Raw genomic sequence first — 21,940 nt, 5'->3', positions numbered from 1 at the left:
GTTCTTCTTTTCAATTTCAAGCTGTTATATGAAGATAATTATTGCCGGAGCAGGTGAAGTCGGCTTTCATTTGGCAAAATTGCTTTCTTTTGAGTCCCAGGATATCACACTTATTGATACCAGCCGGGATAATCTCACTTATGCTGATACGCATTTAGATATTAGAACAATAAAAGGTGATGCAACTTCAATCTCAATTTTAAAAGATGCACAGGTGAAGCATGTAGATATGCTTATAAGCGTAACTTCCAGCGAAGCTACTAATATTACCTGTTGTGTTTTAGCTAAACAATTGGGAGCCAAAAGAACCATAGCCCGTATTTCAAATACCGAATTTCTTGAGAATAAAGAGGAAATTGGTTTTACCAGTTTTGGGATAGATGAATTAATTTCTCCTGAAGCCCTTGCAGCAAGAGAAATTGCTTTGCTCCTGAATCAGTCAGCATTTAATGATAGCTATGAGTTTGAAAATGGCGCTTTAACCATGATAGGTCTTAGCCTGTCCCGAAACGCGCTATTTGTAGGCAAAACGGTAAAAGAAGCCGCTAATATTTTTCCAGATCTTAATTTTGTGCCTATCGCCATTCAGAGGTATGGGACTCAATATACGCTTATTCCGCGTGGAGATACACAATTTAAAGAAGGAGACCAGGTAAATTTTATCACGCTAAAACGCGGGGTAGAAAACCTTTATAAACTTACCGGTAAAACCAAACATTCTATTAAAAATGTAATGATTTTAGGCGGAAGTAAAATTGGTAAAAAAACCGCTAAAGATTTATGCAGAAATAACTTTCACGTTAAACTGGTAGAGAGCGATAAAGAGAAGGCTTACGATCTTGCTGATGAACTTCCCAATGCGCTAATTATTCATGGCGATGGTAGAAACGTAGAGTTACTGGAAGAAGAAAATGTACACGATATGGATGCATTTATCGCCGTTACCGGTAATTCTGAAACCAATATTATGTCTTGCCTGGTTGCGAAATCTAAGAGTGTGAAAAAAACCATCTCTCTGGTAGAGAATATGGATTACTACCAGTTAAGTCATTCTATTGGGATTGATACCTTGATCAATAAAAAGCTTCTTGCCGCCAATAATATTTTTAGATATGTTAGAAAAGGGGAAGTGGTAGCGATGACCAAGATCAATAACATGAATGCTGAACTACTTGAATTTATTGTAAAACCAAATTCGCAGGTTTGTAATAAGAAAATTAAGAATCTGGATTTCCCGCGGTCGGCAATTATTGGAGGAATTATAAGAGATGGCGAAGGGATTATCGCGCTGGGAGATTTTACGATTACCCGGGGAGACCGTATTGTAGTGTGTTGTTTGCCAAGATCTATTAAAAAGGTTGAAAAACTCTTTCTCTAATGCCAAGACTTAATCACCAGATTATCCTGCACGTTATGGGACTGCTGCTTTTATGTAACGGCGGTTTTATGCTTTTGGCAGTTTTAGTGAGCTGGTTTTATGAAGATGGGGTAACAGTACATATTCTGGCAGCCGCTTTTATCACCCTTTTCCTAGGGGTGCTTCTAATGTTTACAACCCGGGGCCACCGTAAAGAAGTAAAAAAACGTGAAGGTTACATAATTGTATCCTTTGGTTGGATTTTTATGGCTCTAAGCGGAACGCTACCCTATGTGTTAAGCGAATCTATTCCTGCGTTTACCGATGCTTTTTTTGAAACCATGTCTGGTTATACCACTACGGGAGCTTCGGTTTTAAATGATATTGAATCTATTCCCAAAGGAATTCTTTTCTGGCGAAGTTTAACCCACTGGATTGGAGGAATGGGAATTATAGTTTTAGCCATTGCAATTCTACCTTTACTGGGAATAGGAGGGATGCAGCTATTTGCTGCTGAAGCTCCAGGCCCAAGTGCCGATAAGTTAAAACCCAGGATTACCGATACCGCCAAGCGTCTATGGTTAATCTATGTGAGCTATACGGTTGCTGAAACAATTTTGCTAAAAGTAGCAGGAATGAGCTTTTTTGATGCTGTAAATCATTCTTTAAGCACACTTTCTACCGGGGGCTTTTCAACCAAAAATATTAGCGTGGCCTATTGGAATGACAGGCCAATTATTCAATACATCATCATGCTCTTTATGTTTTTGGCGGGGAGCAATTTTGTTTTAAGCTATTATAGTTTTAAAGGCAGGGTTCAAAAAGTTTTGCATGACGATGAGTTTAAATGGTATTTCTATTTTATAGGTATTTTTACAGTAGTGGCTTCGGCATTTATTTATTTTGAAGCCGATGTAGCTCTGTCTCAAATAGATCATCCTATGGTTTGGGGAGAAGCCGAGAGTGCTTTTAGACATGCGCTTTTTCAGGTTTTAGCTATTATAACCACCACCGGTTTTGTTTCAGCCGATTATACTATGTGGACACCATTTCTTACTATTCTCTTTTTTGGGATGTTCTTTTTGGGAGGTTCTGCAGGGTCTACCGCCGGTGGAGTAAAGGTAATGAGGCATATAATAATGATAAGAAATGGTGGGATTGAATTTAAACGTGCGTTACATCCCAACGCAATTCTTCCGGTGCGATTTAACGGAAAATCTATTGGAAAAGGAGTAACTTTTAATATACTTGGTTTCTTTATCCTTTATATGCTATCCTTTATTATCGGTTCTGTAGTTTTAGGAGGATTAGGGCTCGATTTTGAAACAGCTATTGGAGGCGCGGCTTCTTCCCTGGGGAATATTGGCCCTGCTTTTGGCGCACTTGGCCCGGTAAATAATTTTGATATTCTTCCGCCGATTGGTAAATGGTGGTGCGCATTTTTAATGCTAATAGGAAGGTTAGAACTATTTACCGTCCTTATTTTGTTAACTCCTTTCTTCTGGAGAAATAGGTAGCTGAAATTTCTAAAGATTCAGAATAAAAAAATCCTGATGGGTTTTATCCGCATCAGGATTGTAATATGTTCTTCAAATGAAATTATGCTTCAGAAAGTACTGATTTAATTCGTTTCATTGCTTCTTCAATTTGAGATTCACTTGCCGCGTAAGATATTCTAATACAATCAGGATTCCCAAAAGCATCTCCGGTTACGGTGGCTACAAGGGCTTCTTCCAGTAAAAACATGGAGAAATCTGTAGCATTTTCAATCTTATGACCTTTAATTGTTTTTCCGAAGAAATGAGAAACATTTGGGAAAACGTAAAAAGCGCCTTCGGGCTCTGTAGTCACAAAACCTTCAATTCCGTTTAAAAGATCTATAATAAGTTTTCTCCTTGATTTAAAGGTGTCTACCATATAGCTAATCTTGCTCACGGGAGCTTCCAAAGCTGTAATTACTGCGCGTTGGGCAATACAGTTAGCACCACTGGTAATTTGGCCCTGCATTTTATTGGTAGCACGGGCAATCCAGGCCGGTGCGCCTATATAACCAATTCTCCAACCGGTCATTGCAAATGCTTTAGAAACACCGTTTACAGTAACTACACGATCGTACATATCTTCAAACTGGGCCATAGAAGCGTGCCCCCCTACAAAATTAATATGTTCGTAAATTTCATCACTTACAATAACAATATCGGGATATTTTTTAAGCACATCGGCAAGACCTCTTAGTTCTTCTTTGCTGTAAACCATTCCGCTGGGATTGCAGGGAGAGCTGTACCAAATCATTTTTGTTTTTGGAGTAATTGCAGCTTCAAGTTGCTCGGGAGTCATTTTAAAATCGGTTTCAACCGAAGTTGGAACTTCTACCGGTACACCTTCAGCAAGTTTTACTATTTCAGCATAGCTCACCCAGTAAGGACAGGGTAAAATAACTTCATCTCCCGGGTTTAATAAAACCATTGCTACATTTGCCAAAGATTGTTTGGCACCTGTAGAAACTACAATTTGAGAACGCTCGTAAGTAAGATCGTTGTCTCGCTTAAACTTTTTGATTATGGCATCTTTCAATTCCACATAACCGTCTACTGGCGTATAAGAATTGTAATTGTCGTTAATTGCCTGAATTGCGGCTTCTTTAATAAAATCTGGGGTATTAAAATCTGGTTCTCCCAGGCTTAACCCAATAATGTCTTTCCCTTCGGCTCTAAGTTCACGCGCTTTTGCAGCCATAGCCAAAGTTTGGGAAGTTGCTAAGTTGTTAATTCGGTTGGATAATTGTTCTTGCATTCTTTAATTGGTTACTAATTAATTACTCACTTAATGAGACCGGAAAAGGTTCACATTGGAATACGAATTTACTTTTCTAATCTCAATCTTAAGAACCAGGCCCTTAAGAAAATTTACGAAATTGCAGGTTTCGCACCCATTTGTTTTAAATGTTTAAAATGGGCAATTATTGCTGCGCGTGTGGTTTTATATTCGTGGTAAGGAAGATTGCATTCTGCAGCAGTTTCCTTTACTATTTTAGCGATGTTAGTATAATGAATATGACTAATATTCGGAAAAATATGGTGTTCTACCTGGTGGTTTAATCCGCCGGTAAACCAGTTTACGATTCTGTTTTTAGTTGAAAAATTAACCGTAGTAAACAGCTGGTGAATGGCCCAGGTGTTTTTCATAGAGCCGGTTTCGTCTGGTAAAGGCATTTCGGTTTCTTTAACCACGTGGGCTAATTGAAACACAATACTAAGAATTAATCCTGCCGTATAATGCATTACGAAAAAGCCTATTAATATTTTCCACCAGGCAATTGATAAAATAAGCATTGGAATTACGATCCAAATAGAAACATAAATAAGTTTTGTGATCGCGATAATGCTCCACTGCGTTACCGGATTTGGCATTTTTCCGTAAGAAAGTTTTCGCTTTAGATAATTTTTAGTCTGTTTAAAATCTGTGGTTAAAGCCCAGTTGAAAGTTAAAAGCCCATATAAAAATACAGAATAATAATGCTGAAAACGGTGAAAACTGTACCATTTAGCGTGTTCAGAAAACCTAATAATTCTTCCGGCATCTAAATCTTCGTCGTGGCCGTGAATATTGGTGTAAGTATGGTGTAAAACATTGTGTTGTACCTGCCAGTTATAAACATTGCCGGCAAGCACGTAAATTGTGCCACCCATAAATTTATTTACCCATTTTTTTGATGAATAGGAGCCGTGGTTACCATCGTGCATAATATTCATTCCTACTCCTGCCATTCCGGCGCCCATTACTACGGTAAGGAGCAGCATCCACCACTGTGAAATATCAAGGGTGAGAATTAAAAAGTATGGGGTTAAAAACAAAGAAAACATAAATACTGCCTTTAAATGCAGTTTCCAGTTTCCTGTTTTTCTAATGTTATTATCCTTAAAGTAACTGTTTACTCTTTTATTAAGGATTCTAAAGAATTTTGTGGAATCCTTTCGAGAGAATTTAATATGATTTTGAACGTTTTCCATGTAATTTTTGTAAGCGGTAAAGGTAAAATATTTAAATAGTTAATCTATAATCTATACCGTATTAATATAGGCTGCAAATTCAGCACCAAATTATGTATTTTTGCGGAAATTGTGAAAACTTTGGATTTAATAAAAAAATACTTCCCCGATTTAACCGATGACCAAACTGCGAAATTTGCGCAAATGGAATCGCTTTATAAAGACTGGAACCTTAAAATTAACGTGGTCTCGCGTAAGGATATAGATGAAATTTATCTCAGGCATGTTTTACACTCTCTGGGAATTGCAAAAATTCAGCAATTTAATCCGGGAGCAAATATTTTAGATGTAGGCACAGGCGGCGGATTTCCAGGAATTCCGTTGGCTATATTATTTCCGGAAACCAATTTCCATTTAGTAGATTCTATAGGAAAAAAGATGAAAGTAGTAAACGAAGTTGTAGAAGGCTTACAACTTACCAATGTGAAAACTACTAACGCCAGGGTAGAGGAGATTTCAGGAAACTACGATTTTATAGTAAGCAGGGCAGTGGCAGCGATGCCTACTTTTGTGCATTGGACTAAAGGAAAAATTGCGAAGAAAAGTCAGCACGAACTCAAAAACGGAATACTTTACCTTAAAGGCGGAGATCTCACCGTAGAACTTCGCGATTATCCGAAGGCGAGAATTTATGAACTCCGTGATTATTTTGAGGAAGAATTCTACGACACTAAAAAAGTGGTTTATCTTCCTTTAAAGTATAAACCTTAGTCTTTTCTAATAATTATCTTTTTAGCGTAATCGCCTGCACTCGTGTAAATCTTTACAATATAAACTCCCGAGCTTAAAGATTTTTTCTGCGGAATATGGATCTCTTTAATATCTGGTATTCCAAAGTGTTGATCTACTAATTGACCTGTGATATTGTATATATTGATATGTTCAATTTCATGAAGTTCGGGGTTGCTAATCACAAATTCTCTTTCATCCATTGAATAGAAGTAGTCAATAGGGCCTTCACCGGGTTCTTTATCTTCCCGGGTTGAGGTGATGTCCTGAAATACAATTTCATATAAATCCTGGTATTCCCCTGCAGGTAAAGTAGCTTTATAAGCCTCTTTCCGTAAATCATGATAGGTGCTATCGCTATTATCCCGTAAATAAATTTCGGTGATTTCCGGTAGGTTTTCAAGCTCTCCAATTTCTATAATGAATTCTTTTTCTTCGGCAATCTTAAAGCCTAAAGGCAGCACCTGGTCTAAATTAAAGTGGGGCACACCCTGTATAACATATTTTCCTTCCCCTACGACCCAATACATATCTTCAGGGCCTCTATCTATTAATGGGGCATCAAAGCCAAGATCAAAGCCCTGACTGGTTCTGGCGTCTGCGCCAACAAGAAGTTCCCGGTGATAACCGGTAGGAGAACGGAACAACAACCTTATTTTATATCGTCCATCCTCGCTTTTTCCTTCTGTCTCCTGCTTAGATTTTGAATTGTCCCGAGCTTGTAGAAAAAATGAAATTTCTTGGCTCTGTTCTGTCTCGTAATAACGTTGACTGTTTTTAAAGATGATATTTCCCGTATCAAAACTACCAAAACCTCCTGCTTGAGGGTCTTGTGTAGTATTTACGAAAAATCCTTGAGCTACAGGGATATAGGCGCCAGGACGTTTGTTGCTTTCATCACCCGAAGCATTTATCCTGGAATCGGTAGAAACGGCAGGAACTCCATCTATTAAATTGCGTACGGCGTAGCCGCCAACATACTGTGCCAGGTAATGGGTTTTACCGGCAAAATGATCCCAGAAATAGACAGCTCCATTTAAAAGGTTTTTATCGTTACGGCCTTCACCATCCCTAATATTGTCCAGGATAAATTCTTCTACACTTATGGCAGATGGATAAGGATTACCCAGTAGGTAATTTTGTCCCGATCTAATTTCGCTAACTTCTATTATTCCATTATTTGGAAAACCATTAAAAGTATAATTTTGAAGTTTTCCTTCAGCAATATCTATATTTTCGGTTCCCTTCATGGTGTAGCCTTCGCCTGGTTTTAAAGCGGTGTAGCTACCAATTTGTTCCCACTGGCTATATTCATTGGCTGCCCTGGCTCTAAAAGCATTAATCCAGTAATCACTTATTTTAATAGGATTGGCTTTTGGTCCATCAGCATGAGTGTGTGGCCATTTAAAGTTGATATTCTGAAATTTATTTGTTCCCAGGGTAGAACCATCTTTCATAACCTGGTTTACTTTATAAGTAGTATTTGTAGGATCTGAAATTACCGGGGAACTCCAGTAATTATAATTAAAACTACTTGCAGTACCTTGTTGATCGCGCTCCAGGTTTCCGGAACCACTAATCTGGCTGTTTTCGGGTTGTACTAATTGTGATTCGCCATTAAGATCTATATGCCCGTTTAGTTCGAGGTAACGACTAATATATAATTCGTTGCCCGAAGTATGGTTGGTGCCATTCATAATTAATGAACCTCCATCTACTAAAAGCCCTAATAAAGTTATACTATTTGAATTATCTGTAGTTGGGGCATTAGTTAAGGTCTTGCCGTCTAACCTGGCGATATTCCAGTTAATTCGCTCCCCATTTACACCGGTGCTGTTTGGAGTATCCCATACCTGGGGTTGTTTCCACGAATTAATGTTCCACCAGTCACCACCGGTAGCAATATATGGAAGGGGCGCTGTATTCTGCTGTGTACTTTGGATATTTTTTAATCGGCCGTCAATACCATTTGGTATTTTGTTTTTGGTAATACCGTTGGTAGCTTCAGAGGTTATAAGCCTGTAATATCCTTTTAGAGTTTCCCACTTTAAATTATTTGGGACATCTAAAGGTATTATTTCACCTCTAACATTCGTATTATTCTTGATTCGTTGGTTCATCATGAATTTAAGCTGCTCCAGATTTAAAGAAGTATTCCAAATTCTAACTTCTTCAATCCAACCGTGGAAAAAGTGAGAGGGAAGAGGTTTTAAAGTATTATCATTCATAGCTCCAATTAGAAACCTATTATCAATACTGCTGGGTATGCCGGGAGCACTTTCACCAGTTTTAATACCATCAATATATATTCCGGCATCATTTCCACCCTGAATTACCGCAATGTGATACCAGCGGTCTGAATCAATTTGGTGAGTTGATGAAATAACTTCATTATTCCATCTAAATTTAGGGGTGTTATTTTCAATAATTAAATCATATCCTCCCGTACTAAGATTGGCATTATCCCTTTTAGAAAGTATAGTTTTTATTGAAGTGGTAGCGTTTTGATCTTGTTTTACCCAGGCTTCTAAGGTAAATCCTGAGGTAAGATTAAGATTATTTCCAAAATCTATATAATCATCAACTCCGTCAAAATCTATAGTGCTGCAATTACTAAAAATTATTTTAACTCTATCTGTACTTCCACAGGGGATAGTCCATTCCAGGGTATAGGTTCCAGTTGTTGTAATGGTAAAAAGACTTTCTGGATTGTTTGGATCTGATATTACCGCTCCCGTGGGGCCATTAATAATTCGCCAGGTTCCAAATTCTTCCTCTTGCGTTCTGGGATTAGTGTAGCCTTCAAAAATAGCCCCTAATTTTACCTGATTTACACCACATTCTAAAGTCTTGTCTTCTCCTGCATTGGCAATTAATTCCTCAGGTTGGGCAATAGTTACTTCGGTGCTAAATTCACAACCATTGGCATCAACCACGTTTACTGCATAAGTGCCAGCAGAAAGATTATTAGCGGTACCTGTAGTTTCTGTTGAAGTTTGACTAATATGGTCCCAAACTATAGTGTATGGCGCGGTACCGCCAGAAGCTTCTACCGTCGCAGTAGCATTACTTCCTCCAAAACATACTAAGGGTGTCTGGTCTATTTCTTCCAGTAAAAGTGCATTTTCGGGTTGGGTAATGATAATATTATTTACAGTATAAGTTTCATTATCGTCATGAACCATTGCTTTGTAAGTTCCGGCCGGTAGATTTTGGAAAATTCGGGTGTCTTTAGGACCATAAATTTCGCCGGTTAGCGTATTTTGTAATTCGTAATGGTAGGTGCCAACACCGCCGGTTGGTATGATTTCTATTGATCCTTTTTCATCTCCATAACAAAAATTCTTAATTTTTTCTATTCTTGCCGATAAAGGAAAGTGAATTTCATCGTTTTCGTTAGTTGATACGCACATTCTTTGGCGAACATCCCCACATTTTTTATTAGCATTATTGGTCCAATCCATATAAAAACTTTCCAGAGTAATAGCATTTCCACAAGACCAATTTTCTATTTCTCCAATTCTGAAAAGTGAGGGTATTTTATCATTCCCTATATCTATACAACCAGTAATTCTTTCTTCAGAAATAAATTCTCCACCCTGTGATATTGAATAAATAAATTCAATTGAGGGATTATATGCATTCGCATTTTTTTCTATACGAAGATATATATAGCGCTTTCCACTGTAACTTGCACATTCGGCACCCGTAAGTGGGCTGCCGTCCTCTTTCCCGATATAAAATGTATCTAATTCGAAATCTAAATTCTCCGTTTGTCCACAGGGTTCAAAACATTCACCTACGTAATGGTTAAATACTTCAGTGTATTCATTCCCAACTGAATCTGTAACTGTAAGAGAAACAGGATAGACTGCACTTTCTAAATAATTAACTACGTGTACTCCGGGACCTTCAGTTTGATTGTTGGTATCACTAAATTCTGCAGTTTCACCTCCAAAATCCCATTTATAGGTATAAGGTGCAATTCCTCCCTGAACAGAATCGAGTTGAAAAGTTGAAGTTCTTAATCCGCCTTCATCACTTAAACATTTGGAAGTTGGAATCATACTAGCTTCCAGTGGGTCTATTATGGTAATCGTTTCTTCATCGGTACATCCATTGGCATCAGTTACTATCACGCTATACGTTCCGGCAGCCAGGTTACTTGCCGTTTGCCCTGTTTGCCCATCAGACCATAGAAATTCGAAATTAGCTGTTCCGCCTTCAATAATTGCAGTAGCAGTTCCGGTAGCAGAACCAAAAGTATTAGTTTCAGTATCAACAATATTTGTAATTACTAATTCTTCTGGCGGGTAGACTGTAATAGTTTCTTCAATAGAACATCCATTTTCATCGGTAATTGTTAATGAAAGATTATTGGAAGAAGCTGTATTGTTTACATTACTAATCGTAGCCCCAGTCTGTCCATTACTCCAGTTGTAAGTTAATTGCCCCGTTCCTCCCTGAGCTTCAACAGTAATTGAAGCGTTATTTTCTTCAAAACATCCTTTGTTGATACTGATACTGGTTATTTCAATAAAACTATCTGGCTCAGTAATGGTAAAGTCTTTGGTTGCAGAACATCCATTTACATCTGTAGCTGTAACCGAATAGGTACCCGGGCTTAATCCATCTTTTACTGCCCCATTTCCTAATTCTCCCCAATCATAAGTAATTTCTCCAACTCCACCGGTAACAATGGCCTGTGCTTCGCCCGATGCAAACCCATTACATAAAATATCATCAACCTGAACATTTACTTCTATTTGGTTGATAGTAATATTTTGTTCTATACTCGCTGAATTTCCTGAAGCATCAGTAAAAGTCCATATAATTGAACCGGTTTCAGTAAAAGTGGTAGATCTGTTAGCTTCAGCGGTAATATCACCTCCACAATTATCAATTGCAACAGGAGTTTCCACAGTATATTCACAACCCCAGGTAATGTCATACAAGGTGGGTAAAACTGGTTTTATCTTATCTTCTACAGTTACTATAGCTGTATTTGAAGCCGTATTATTATGAATATCGGTCACCGAAAGAGTGACAGTATTCTCACCAATATCAGTACAATCAAATGTGGAAATATCCACGACAGATGATTCTATTCCGCAGGCATCAGTAGAACCATTGTCTATTTGATCTGCAGTGATACTTGCAGTACCGTTTTCATCAAGTTGAACGGTGATATTTTGTGTGATTACCTGAGGCGTAATATTATCTGCAATGGTGATGGTGGCATTTTTTGTTGCCGTATTATTATTGTTGTCGGTTACCGAAAGAGTGACAAGATTCGCGCCGATATCAGTACAATCAAATGTGGAAATATCCAGTGAAGTTGATTCTATTCCGCAGGCATCAGTAGAACCATTGTCAATTTGATCTGCGGTTATACTGGCAGCGCCGTTTTCATCAAGTTGAACGGTGATATTTTGTGTGATTACCTGAGGAGTAATTTTATCTTCAACGGTAACGGTGGCATTTTTTGTTGCCGTATTATTATTGTTATCGGTCACCGAAAGAGTAACGGTATTCGCACCAATATCAGTACAATCAAATGTGGAAATATCCAGTGAAGTTGATTGAATTCCGCAGGCATCAGTAGAGCCATTGTCTATTTGATCTGCGGTTATAATCGCAGTACCGTTTTCATCCAATTGAACGGTGATATTCTGCGTGATAACATTCGGAGCAATATTGTCCTTTACTGTAACGATAGCATCTTTTGTAGCGGTATTTCCGTTTATATCAGTTACGCTTAGGCTTACCGTATTATCTCCAACATCAGTACAGTTAAAATTTGTTTTACTTATGGCGATTTGATCAATTCCGCAGTTATCTGAAGAACCATTATCAATATCACTCGCCTGAATTGAAACAGAACCGTTCGAATCTAATTCAACTTCAATATTTCTCAAATTAACGGTAGGAGCTTCCAGGTCTTCAAATTCGACGGTAAAACTGGCATTAGCTGTATCTTCATTACTATCGGTTACCGTTACAGTGTAATTTCCGGGAGCAAGACCGGAGATTCTCTGGTTAGTACTCGAAAAATTATTCGGTCCACTCCAGGAATACGAATAGGGAGAAACTCCGCCGGAAACATCAATATTTAATGCGCCGTCCTGGGCATCGCTACAATTTGCGGGAGTATTTTCGCTTAAAGTAATAGAGGGAGCAAGCTCTAATAAAAAGCCAACGAAAAATAAATTCTTTTGTTGTTTTTCTTTTAAAACAGGCTTCTCGGGCCCATATGTAATATTAGCCAATAGCGTATTTCCGGAGAGTAGGAACCAACCAGAAATTAGTACTATAAAAAAAAACCGGGGAGTAATTTTACCCATAGGCGACTGTATTATTACAGAGGATAAAATTACATATAATAAATCTATTTTAACAGGATTTTAAGCCAAAATTACAGATATAAAACCTTTAATATCAGACAAAAGACCATTTGGAAGAATAAATAATATCTAAATGTAGGAAAAATCTTTCTCTTTTAAATAATTTTCAATCTATAGCTATTAATTAATTTCTGAAATTTGATTTTAGTAGTAAGTAGATAGGCTACTACCTTCAATAAAAAAAGCTCTCAGAGAGTAACGTCTTTAGAGCTCAATTTTTGTTCTTTTAAGTGGGAAATGTTTAATTAAATCAGATTTAGGATAAAAAATAGCGTCTAAAAACCGATAAGTAATTTAGGATTACTCTATGAGAAAAAAGTAGTTCAGGAATATATTAATAAGAAATTTAGTCTTTTCTAATAATTACTTTTTTGGCATAATCTCCTGCATTAGTAAAGATTTTTACGATATAAACGGCGGTGCTCAAGGATTTTTTCTGCGGAATATAAATTTCTTTAATGTCTGGTATTCCAAAATGCTGATCTACCAATTGGCCTGCAATATTGTAAATATTTATATGCTCAATTTTATGAATTTCAGGGTTGTTAATTACAAATTCCCTGTTCTCCATGGAATAATAAAAATCTACAGGTCCTTCCCCGGGTTCTTTATCTTTTCGAGTGCTGGTTAAATCCTGGAAAACAATTTCATATAAATCTTTATATTCTCCTGCAGGTAAAGTAGCTTTAAAAGCTTCCTTTCGTAAATCGTGATACGTACTGTCACTATTGTTACGCAAATAGATTTCTATAATATCTGGAAGGTTAGGTAATTCACTAATTTCTATACTGAACTCTTTTTCTTCGGCAATTTTAATACCCAAAGGTAACCTTTGGTCGAGGTTGAAATGAGGTACACCCTGGATTACATAATTGCCTTCCCCAACTACCCAATACATATCTTCTTTGCCTTTATCTATTAAAGGGGCATCAAAACCGAGATCGAAGCCCTGGCTGGTTCTGGCATCTGCGCCCACCAAAATTTCCCGGTGATAGCCGGTAGGAGAATGAAACTTTAGTCTTATTTTATAACGGCTATCTGCACTTTTTTCATCAGTATTTTTACTGGTTTTAGTATTATCGAGTGGTTTTAGAAAGAAAGAAGAACTTTGCCCTCGCTCCATTACAAAAGCACGTTGGCTATTTTTAAAAACAATATTTCCCGACCCAAAGTCATCAATATCTTCAGCCTGGGTATCCAGGGTAGTGTTTACAAAAAATCCCTGGCCTACTGGAATATATGGTCCGGCCTTTTTGGTGCTTTGGGCGCCGGAAGCATTAATCCTGGCATCGTTGGAAATAGCCGCAACTCCATCTATTAAATTTCTTACAGCGTAGCCGCCCACGTACTGTGACAGGTAATGGGTGTGGCCCCCAAAATGATCCCAGAAATAAACGGCTCCATTTAAAAGATTTTTTTCATTACGCCCTCCGCTATCTTTAATATTATCCAATATAAATTCTTCCACACTAATCGCAGAGGGATAAGGATTCCCAATTAGATAATTTTGTCCCTGCTGAATTTCGCTAACTTCAATAGTTCCATTATTCGGAAAACCACTAAAAGTATAATTTTGCATATCAATTATTCTTGCATCTCCCGTTGTCCCTTTCATAGTATAGCCTTCGCCGGGTTTTAAAGCGGTATAGCTTCCAATTTGTTCCCATTGGCTATATTCGTTGGCTTTCCTGGCTCTAAAGGCATTAATCCAATAATCACTTATTTTAATGGGGTCTGGACTTGCTTTTGGACCATCGGCGTGGGTATGCGACCATTTAAAATTGATACTTTGGAAGTCTTTTGTGCCCACGGTAGACCCGTCTTTCATCACCTGGTTAATTTTATAGTTTTGGCTATTAGAAGTTGGTAAAACAGGAGGACTCCAGTAATTATAATTATAGCTACTTGCGGTACCTTGTTGATCCCGTTCCAGGCCGCCGGAACCACTAATTTCACTGCCTTCTGTTTGTATTAATTGAGATTCACCATTAAGGTCAATATAACCGTTTAGCTCCAGATAATGGGTAATAGTTAATGCATTTCCGGTTCCGAACCCGGTTTGGCTTCCCCCCATATTATTTTCACCTTTCATATTGAGCGTTCCATTTTCAGAAATTAAACCCAGTAGGCTTATATTATTTTGGTTATTTTGAGTAGCCGGGTTTTCTATATCTTCAGAAAGCTTTACGATATTCCAGGTTATTCTGCTATTATCAATCCCCTGACTGCTGGGTGGATCCCAGACATCTCTTTTAGTTATATTTTTACCATCTATTTGTGTAGGTAAGTCCCAGGTTGTCTCCTTAAACCATTCTTGTCCACTGGTGTAAAGGATATATGGAACCGGAGCGGTGTTTTCCTGCATTTCCTGTATGTTTTTCAATAATCCATGGGCTGATTCACCTACACTACCAAGGTTATCGGTAAATCCATCGCTAATAAGATCACTCTGTGCAAGAAGCTGATAATAACCTACTAAATTGGTCCATAGAACATTTTCCGGGGCGTTTGGTAAGTTTAAATTATTGCCGAGTACAGTACCACTCACGTTTGCACCGTCTTTTTCAAGACGTTGATTCATAAAGAATCTTATTTGTTCGATTGAGATTGCTGTATTCCAAAGTCTAACTTCTTCAATATAACCTTCAAAGTGATCTTTACTTTCTATAGTTTCATCTGCGGTAAAAGCAGCACCAATAAGCGCAGGGGTTTCGGTTGCTCCTATTGATTGAGGAATATTTGTAGTATTTGTTTGAATTTCAATACCATCAATATAAATTCTAAGAACTGAACCCTGATTATAAACCGCAGCAATATGAAACCAACGATCTGTATTTATTTTTTTTCCTGAAACTACACTCTTATTATTAACACGGAATGTTGGGGAGCCATTATTAAGAAAAAGATCATAGCCGGCATTCATATTGTCTGCAGACCTTTTAGACAAAATAGTTTTTGTGCCTGAAATTGAATGTGGTTTTACCCAGGCTTCAATAGAAAAACTCGAATTAATATTATAGTTGTCTCCTAAATCTACAAAATCGTCAATTCCATCAAAGTTTAATTGACTACAGGAGGGAGGGAAGGTGATCTCAATTTCTTCACTCACGCTACAGCTTTCATTTGCATTAGAAGAAACACTCCAGGTAAGCGTATAGGTTTGTCCCGGCTGGCCCGTAAAACTGGTATTCGGATTATTAGGATCTCCAAGTAATGCAGTCTCTCCATTATTATAAGACCAGGAGCCCGCGCCTATTTCAGGATCTATAGGAGAAGCAGCTAGCCAAAGTGTTTTTATTCCACATTCGGAAATCTCAGGAACTTCGCCGGCGTTTATTTCAGGAGGAGTAAGGGTTGTGAAGGTTTTAACTTCAGCAGCGCAATTCTCGCTGGAACTTACCAGGAAGGTATATCCTTTTCCGCCTTGCAGTCCTGAAATTATAAAGCGTTCTGTCGCTATATCATAACTTATCTGTTCCTGCCCTAAATTAATTTGATTTCCTTCAGCATCTAGTATGTCAAGTATGTAAGGAATATTTTCAGGATCAATCGTTTCTTCAGCAAAAAGTCCGCCGCTTACAGGGATGGAAACTACAGCGCCAAAATCATCAAAACAGGATGCTTCTTCCAATTCAATTGGAGCCCCTACAATCAATTCTTCAGGTTGCTGGATTGTAATCGTGTCTGTTCTTACTGTACATCCTTTAGCATCGGTTACATCTGCATAATAATCTCCAGCCACCAGGTTTTCTGCAATTCTTCCCGTTTGGCCATCACTCCAGAGGAATGTAAATGGCGCTGTGCCGGTATTTTCAATAATATTGATTTCTATTTCACCATTATCTCCTTCAAAACAGCTGACATCTTGCGAAATAAGTTCCGATTCCGGACTAATATTGAAAATAATATTTATAGTATCACTTACAGTTTCACAAACCGCCCCGGCGTCTTCATTAGAAGTTAATATTAATTCTATTTCGCCCGAAGCAATTTCTTCTTCATTGGGGGTGTAAGTAGTGCTGATTAAATTAGGATCGGTAAATCGTGAATTATCTCCCGCTGCCGTGCTCCAGAAGCCTGAATTTATACTTGGATGCATTATTGAAGCTGAAGAAAGATCTATAATCGGTTCGTTGGAGCAAATTTCCATATCCTCTCCGGCAAAAACCACGGCTTTTTCAACTACTTCTACCGTAGTAGTTTTAGATTCTAAATTACAGCCATAGAAATCGGTGATTTGTAAGGAATATTCCCCTGCCATTTCAGCTGTAGCGTTCGGGATCTGAATTGTATCTGCCGCTACACGCTCACTTTCTTCATTTATAGTTTTTGATCTAGTGAATCCGTTTGGTCCCGTCCAGTTAAATGTTATAGGAAACCTACCGCCATCCAGGTTTGCTGCCAATTCTATAGTTTCATCTTCACAAATGGGGCCATTATTTTCAGGGATAAATTCGAAATCAAAAGATCTAAAAGCAGAAAATGAAATATCATCTATCCCAAAGTCGTTACCATCTCTTACTGGATTTTCATTAACAATTTTGAGTACAACTTGAGTATTAGAACCAGAATTCCATACCTGGGGGTTATAAAATTGAATCCATTCACCTCGAGCTAAACCAGTAAGATCCCCCAAATTACTTTCAGCTAGGGGGGTGTTTTGTCCAGGTAATGTTATAATTAATCTTAACCTTGCTTCTTCTCGGGCAACTAAGTTGGAAGTCCAGGCACTAAAATAATAGTCTGTGTCAGTAGAAATGGCTATAGGATCTGTTTGCCACACTACGCTACCTTGGCTTGGATCTCCATTTACGATCATGAAATTCCCGGAACCCCCATGTCCATAACCGTAGAAATCGTTGTGATAATCCCTGGCATTATCATCAACAGCATAATCTCCTTCGGGGTATAAATCCCCACCCGGAGGAACATACCTATAAACTGTATTAAAGCCGGTATTTCCATCTTCAAAATCTCCATTTGTAACTAAATTCTCACTTGGAGTTAGAGATGTGGAGGCTTCGCAGCCATCCCTGGTAACGTATAAAGTGTAAGTTTGGGCTAAACTAATATCTATGGAGGAATTATGGGATATTGTTTCACCTCCAGATTCCCACCTGTAGCTGTCATAATTCTGATCAGCAGACAGTCTTATTTTATTTGATTGTTCGAACACACAATAATCAGCTACGATTGTTGGTTGTAAGGGTTCTTTTATAATTACTTTTACAGAATTACTCCCTTGATTACAAATATTTTCATTTTCAATATCGTAAGTGTAAGTAGCAGTGAAAACTGTAGTTTCACTCAGCTGACCAATATCTTCAGGGAGTAAATTTGGTTTACCTTCAATAAGCCATTGGGGATCATCAGAACGTGTCCAGTGAACAGAAGAACTAGTTGCTGATTCACTCGTAATATTTAAATTGTCAATCGCCCAATAATCTCTGTAATCTCCACCGCCATTATAACGAAATCTCAGTATTAGATTTTCATGCCCCGAGGGGAGAGCGAATTCCCCTGAAGAAGTGAAGTTTCCTGGAGAACCTTGTGGATTATTATAACTATGATTCTGTTCAATACGCTGCCAGTTACCTCCACCATTTATAGAGTATTCTATAAAACCTCTACCATTGGAATTTCTAAAATAGTGATCAAAGGTTAATCGGACGTTACTTTGGCCCACTGTGTTAATAGCTGGGCTTGAGATCCAACGGTTGTTAATATTATTGGTTGCGTCTAATAACAAGAATCTGTTGCCATTTCGTGTGTTAAAAAATTGACGGTTGAAACAATACCTATTGCCCCAGAAAACAAAACAATCCTCATAAGCCAATGAACCATTTGAACCTCTCATCCAATTTGAGCCTGACCATCCTTGCAATCCATTTTCGTAGCTATAATTTAAAGATATAGGCTCAGCCGTTTCCTGATTTAATGTAGAACTGGAATATAATTTTATATCATTAATTTCAGAAGGGCTTGAAGGGGAACAGATTTCTATTTCCTGTACAGCATCATTTTCGGATTGATTTGACATAGAAACCCCAGCCTCAACTTTTGGAGCAGGTTTTACATCGATAAAGACACTTTCCGTTTTGGGGTTACAATTTCCGTAAGCGAAATTATATACGAATTCAACTCTATTTATTCTATTTTCAGTGGAGTTGGTTAAGGTTGTGCTAATTACACCTTGACCAGAAGACCGTGAAGCGCTTATACCACTTTTTGGTACCATTTCCCAAGAAATTGAAGAGTTGGAAATATTTAAACTGTTATTGGTGGTAAACTCCTGACCGCTGCAGACTTCAAAGCTTTTATCACCTAATAAATTAGGAGTGGGACTTACAGGGACTTCAAGAATAATAGGATTTTCTTCTCCTATAACACAACCATTCTCTGCCTCAATTATAACTTCATATTCTACGGTAATAGTTACCTCAGAATTGTTAGTCAATATATCTTCAATATTTCCTTCGCCGCTTTCAGTTCCATTAATTCCTTCTCTTTCTCTTCGAACCCAATAATAATTTTTAACAGGAATATTACTATCAAATTCATAAGAAAATGCAGCATCAGAACATATTTCATTAATTGCAATTGAACTTATTAGTTCAGGAGTAATCTGGCTAATAATAACCTCTTCTATTGTTGAACAGCTCTGTGTACTCTCACCTTTAATATAATAAGTGCCCAAACTAACTTCAGTGGGATTACTTATTTCTATGGTAGCTTCCGCATCTTCCCAGTAGGTATAATTTAAGGAGTTATTGGTTTTAATTGCAGTATCTGTAAAGTCAACTGCTGATACACACTCAGGTAGGTTTATTTCAAACTCCGGCGTTGGGTTTACCGTAATTACAACCGGAATTGTTGATCCTGTACATCCTTCTGCTTCGGGGCTAATTCTGTAAGTAACATTTTGGGGCTGGGAAGTATTATTAGTAAGTTCATGTTCAATTGTTCCTTCTCCGGCTAAACTTCCATTTATTGCGCCTTCAATACCTGCCGGGGCATCAACCGTCCAGGTAAAACCTGTGTTGGCTACAGCACTTGCCAATGAAATATCTGTTATTTCTCCTGAACAAATTTGATTGGTAAATGAAGCATCTACCACCGGACTAGGTTTTACAGTTACAGCAATTTCAACCGGCTCTCCGATGCATCCGTTAGCCTTTGGAGTAATGGTGAGAGTAGTATTTCGTGGAATATTTGAATTATTTACCGGGGTAAAAACAGGAATCTCTGTAACGTTGGTTCGGTTGGAAAGTCCTATAGTAGAACCTCCTGAAATATCATAAGTAATACCTGTAACATTACCCAATAAAGGTATTGCTTCAGTGGGCGCAGCGTTACATAGTTCAGGGATTACAGGCGTTTCTAATTCAGGTTTTGGTTTAACTTCTATAGTAAAAGTTTGTATTTCGCCAACACAGTTATTGGCCGATGGTACTATTGAAATAGTCGCTATTTGCAGCTCGTCGGTATTATTATTTGCTGTAAATGGGTTGATATTCCCGGTGCCCGAAGCACCAAGACCTATATTTGGATTATCGTTAGTCCATTCCACGGTACTTCCCGTTACCGAAAAACCGGAAAGATCGATAGTATTAACTGTCTCGCCCTCACAAATTTCAATATCGTTGGGTGTAGTAACAGAGGGAGTAGGGTTAATTGTAATAAAAAAATAATTTTCTTCTCCTTCACAATTTCCCCCAAATGGAATTACAGTGAATTTTACTTCTATTGGACTACTAGTATTATTAATTGCTGAAAATTCAGGAATATTGCCATTTCCGCTTGAAGCCAGGCCAATATTTGCATTAATATCGGTGTCGTAGAACCATTCGTATTTTTTATTTGCTAAGTCATTTCCGGTAAAAATTACGCCGGGAACTTCTTCTGTATTACAATATTCGTTGCCATCAATTTCCGGAATTTCCACAGTAGGTTCAGGGATAGAAATTAATTGTTCCGCAGTTACAAAATTCTCTGCTGAATCAGTAAAAGTCCAGGTTATAGTATATTCTCCATAAGAATCAAATTCAAGAGGATCACCGGTGGTTCCAGTAATTTCTGTGTCGCAATTATCGGTAGTTGTTGGGAAATCCGTAATTTCTTTACCACATGTCCAACTGATATCTGGTAATGATGGTTTAACTGGTGCTTGCTTATCAACTACAGTTACTGTTTGTGTGGCGGTTGCAGTATTATCGGAATTATCGGTTATCGTCCAGGTTACGGTAGTTTCCCCAATAGGAAAAACCGAAGGCGCATCATTAGTAGTATTTTTTATTCCGCAGTTGTCGTTTATATTTGGTGCTCCCAGGTTTACATTAGAGGCTGTACACTGATTGTTATCTGTATTTACGCTAACATCGGCAGGGGCGGAAATTGTAGGATTTTGCTTATCAACTACAGTTACTGTTTGTGTGGCGGTTGCAGTATTATCGGAATTATCGGTTATCGTCCAGGTTACGGTAGTTTCCCCAATAGGAAAAACCGAAGGCGCATCATTTGCAGTGTTTTTTATTCCGCAGTTGTCGTTTGTATTTGGTGTTCCAAGTCTTACATTAGAGGCCGTACACTCGTTGTTATCTGTATTTACGCTCAAATTCGCGGGGGCGGAAATTGTAGGATTTTGATTATCAACTACAGTTACTGTTTGTGTGGCGGTTGCAGTATTATCGGAATTGTCGATTACCGTCCAGGTTACGGTAGTTTCTCCAATAGGAAAAACCGAAGGCGCATCATTTGTAGTATTTTTTATTCCGCAGTTGTCGTTTGTATTTGGTGTTCCCAGGCTTACATTAGATGCTGTACATTCATTGTTGTCCGTATTTTTGGTGACATTTCCAGGTGCAATGACAGTTGGGTTTTCATTATCAATAACAGTAATTATCTGGGTGTCACTATCTGTTCCCTCTTCGTTGGTTATGGTCCAGGTTATGGTAGTATTCCCTACAGGAAATTCATAAGTTGCAGGATTTATATTATTGCCATTTACCGAAATTTCAGGGGAGTTGGTTGTACCTGAAATACTAGGTTCTCCAAACTCTACATTTGAAGCGTAGCATTGTCCAGAATTATTGTTGACTGTCTTATCACCAGGAGCGGTAATAGTGGGGGCTGCATTTAAATAGAAACCAACAAAAAAGAAATTTTCAGAATTTTTATCTTTTAAAACTGGTTTTTCAGGCCCATAGGAAATATTAGAAAATAGCGGATTTACGGCGTGTATGAACAAGCCGTAAATAAGCATTATTAATAAAAACCGGAGAGTAATTTTACCCATAGGCAACTAAAATGTTACAAGTGGTAAAATTACATATAAAAAAACTATTTTAACAAGAAATTAAGTCAGAAACATAGCTTAATTCTCTAAAAATCAGATGAAATGC

The 21,940-nt window shown here is 37.9% G+C and carries 7 protein-coding genes; 3 read left to right on the top strand and 4 right to left on the bottom strand.

Annotation, left to right across the window (positions count from 1 at the left end; genetic code table 11):
* Positions 1-28: 28 nt before the first annotated feature.
* On the top strand, positions 29-1,378 hold the full coding sequence (trkA, locus tag BM084_RS07460) for a Trk system potassium transporter TrkA (protein ID WP_075324672.1): 1,350 nt from the start codon (positions 29-31) through the stop codon (positions 1,376-1,378).
* Positions 1,378-2,874, top strand: a complete 1,497-nt coding sequence (locus tag BM084_RS07455; RefSeq protein WP_093304036.1) for a TrkH family potassium uptake protein — start codon at positions 1,378-1,380, stop codon at positions 2,872-2,874. Before trkA ends, BM084_RS07455 begins: the two co-directional genes overlap by 1 nt.
* An 82-nt stretch (positions 2,875-2,956) precedes the next feature.
* On the opposite strand, the gene BM084_RS07450 is transcribed toward BM084_RS07455, so the two are convergent.
* Both BM084_RS07450 and BM084_RS07445 read right to left on the bottom strand, forming a co-directional pair.
* Positions 2,957-4,150, bottom strand: coding sequence for a pyridoxal phosphate-dependent aminotransferase (locus BM084_RS07450; protein WP_075324670.1), 1,194 nt, complete (start codon positions 4,148-4,150; stop codon positions 2,957-2,959).
* A gap of 113 nt (positions 4,151-4,263) precedes the next feature.
* Positions 4,264-5,367, bottom strand: a complete 1,104-nt coding sequence (locus BM084_RS07445) for a fatty acid desaturase family protein (protein ID WP_093304033.1) — start codon at positions 5,365-5,367, stop codon at positions 4,264-4,266.
* Between the two features lie 120 nt (positions 5,368-5,487).
* On the opposite strand from BM084_RS07445, the gene rsmG reads away from it, so the two are divergent.
* Positions 5,488-6,117 (top strand): 16S rRNA (guanine(527)-N(7))-methyltransferase RsmG, encoded by a 630-nt coding sequence (gene rsmG / locus BM084_RS07440; RefSeq protein WP_075327829.1) that lies wholly within the window; start codon positions 5,488-5,490, stop codon positions 6,115-6,117.
* Here rsmG and BM084_RS07435 read toward each other — a convergent pair.
* Positions 6,114-12,479 carry a LamG-like jellyroll fold domain-containing protein gene (locus BM084_RS07435; RefSeq protein WP_093304029.1) on the bottom strand — a complete coding sequence of 2,122 codons (6,366 nt, stop codon included), beginning with the start codon at positions 12,477-12,479 and terminating at the stop codon, positions 6,114-6,116. The two genes, rsmG and BM084_RS07435, sit on opposite strands and share 4 nt — an antisense overlap.
* Positions 12,480-12,885: 406 nt before the next feature.
* Positions 12,886-21,834 carry a LamG-like jellyroll fold domain-containing protein gene (locus BM084_RS07430; RefSeq protein WP_093304027.1) on the bottom strand — a complete coding sequence of 2,983 codons (8,949 nt, stop codon included), beginning with the start codon at positions 21,832-21,834 and terminating at the stop codon, positions 12,886-12,888.
* Positions 21,835-21,940 lie beyond the last annotated feature (106 nt).

Origin of the sequence: Salegentibacter agarivorans (assembly GCF_900113135.1) — a bacterium.
GTDB lineage: Bacteria > Bacteroidota > Bacteroidia > Flavobacteriales > Flavobacteriaceae > Salegentibacter > Salegentibacter agarivorans.
The sequence above is the reverse complement of the archived record's forward strand: the minus strand, read 5'-3'. Positions and strand labels throughout refer to the sequence as shown.

Bases quoted from the DNA above. Each gene is read 5' to 3' on its own strand.
- trkA (WP_075324672.1), top strand. From the start codon at position 29: ATGAAGATAATTATTGCCGGAGCAGGTGAAGTCGGCTTTCATTTGGCA.
- BM084_RS07455 (WP_093304036.1), top strand. From the start codon at position 1,378: ATGCCAAGACTTAATCACCAGATTATCCTGCACGTTATGGGACTGCTG.
- BM084_RS07450 (WP_075324670.1), bottom strand. From the start codon at position 4,150: ATGCAAGAACAATTATCCAACCGAATTAACAACTTAGCAACTTCCCAA.
- BM084_RS07445 (WP_093304033.1), bottom strand. From the start codon at position 5,367: ATGGAAAACGTTCAAAATCATATTAAATTCTCTCGAAAGGATTCCACA.
- BM084_RS07435 (WP_093304029.1), bottom strand. From the start codon at position 12,479: ATGGGTAAAATTACTCCCCGGTTTTTTTTTATAGTACTAATTTCTGGT.
- BM084_RS07430 (WP_093304027.1), bottom strand. From the start codon at position 21,834: ATGGGTAAAATTACTCTCCGGTTTTTATTAATAATGCTTATTTACGGC.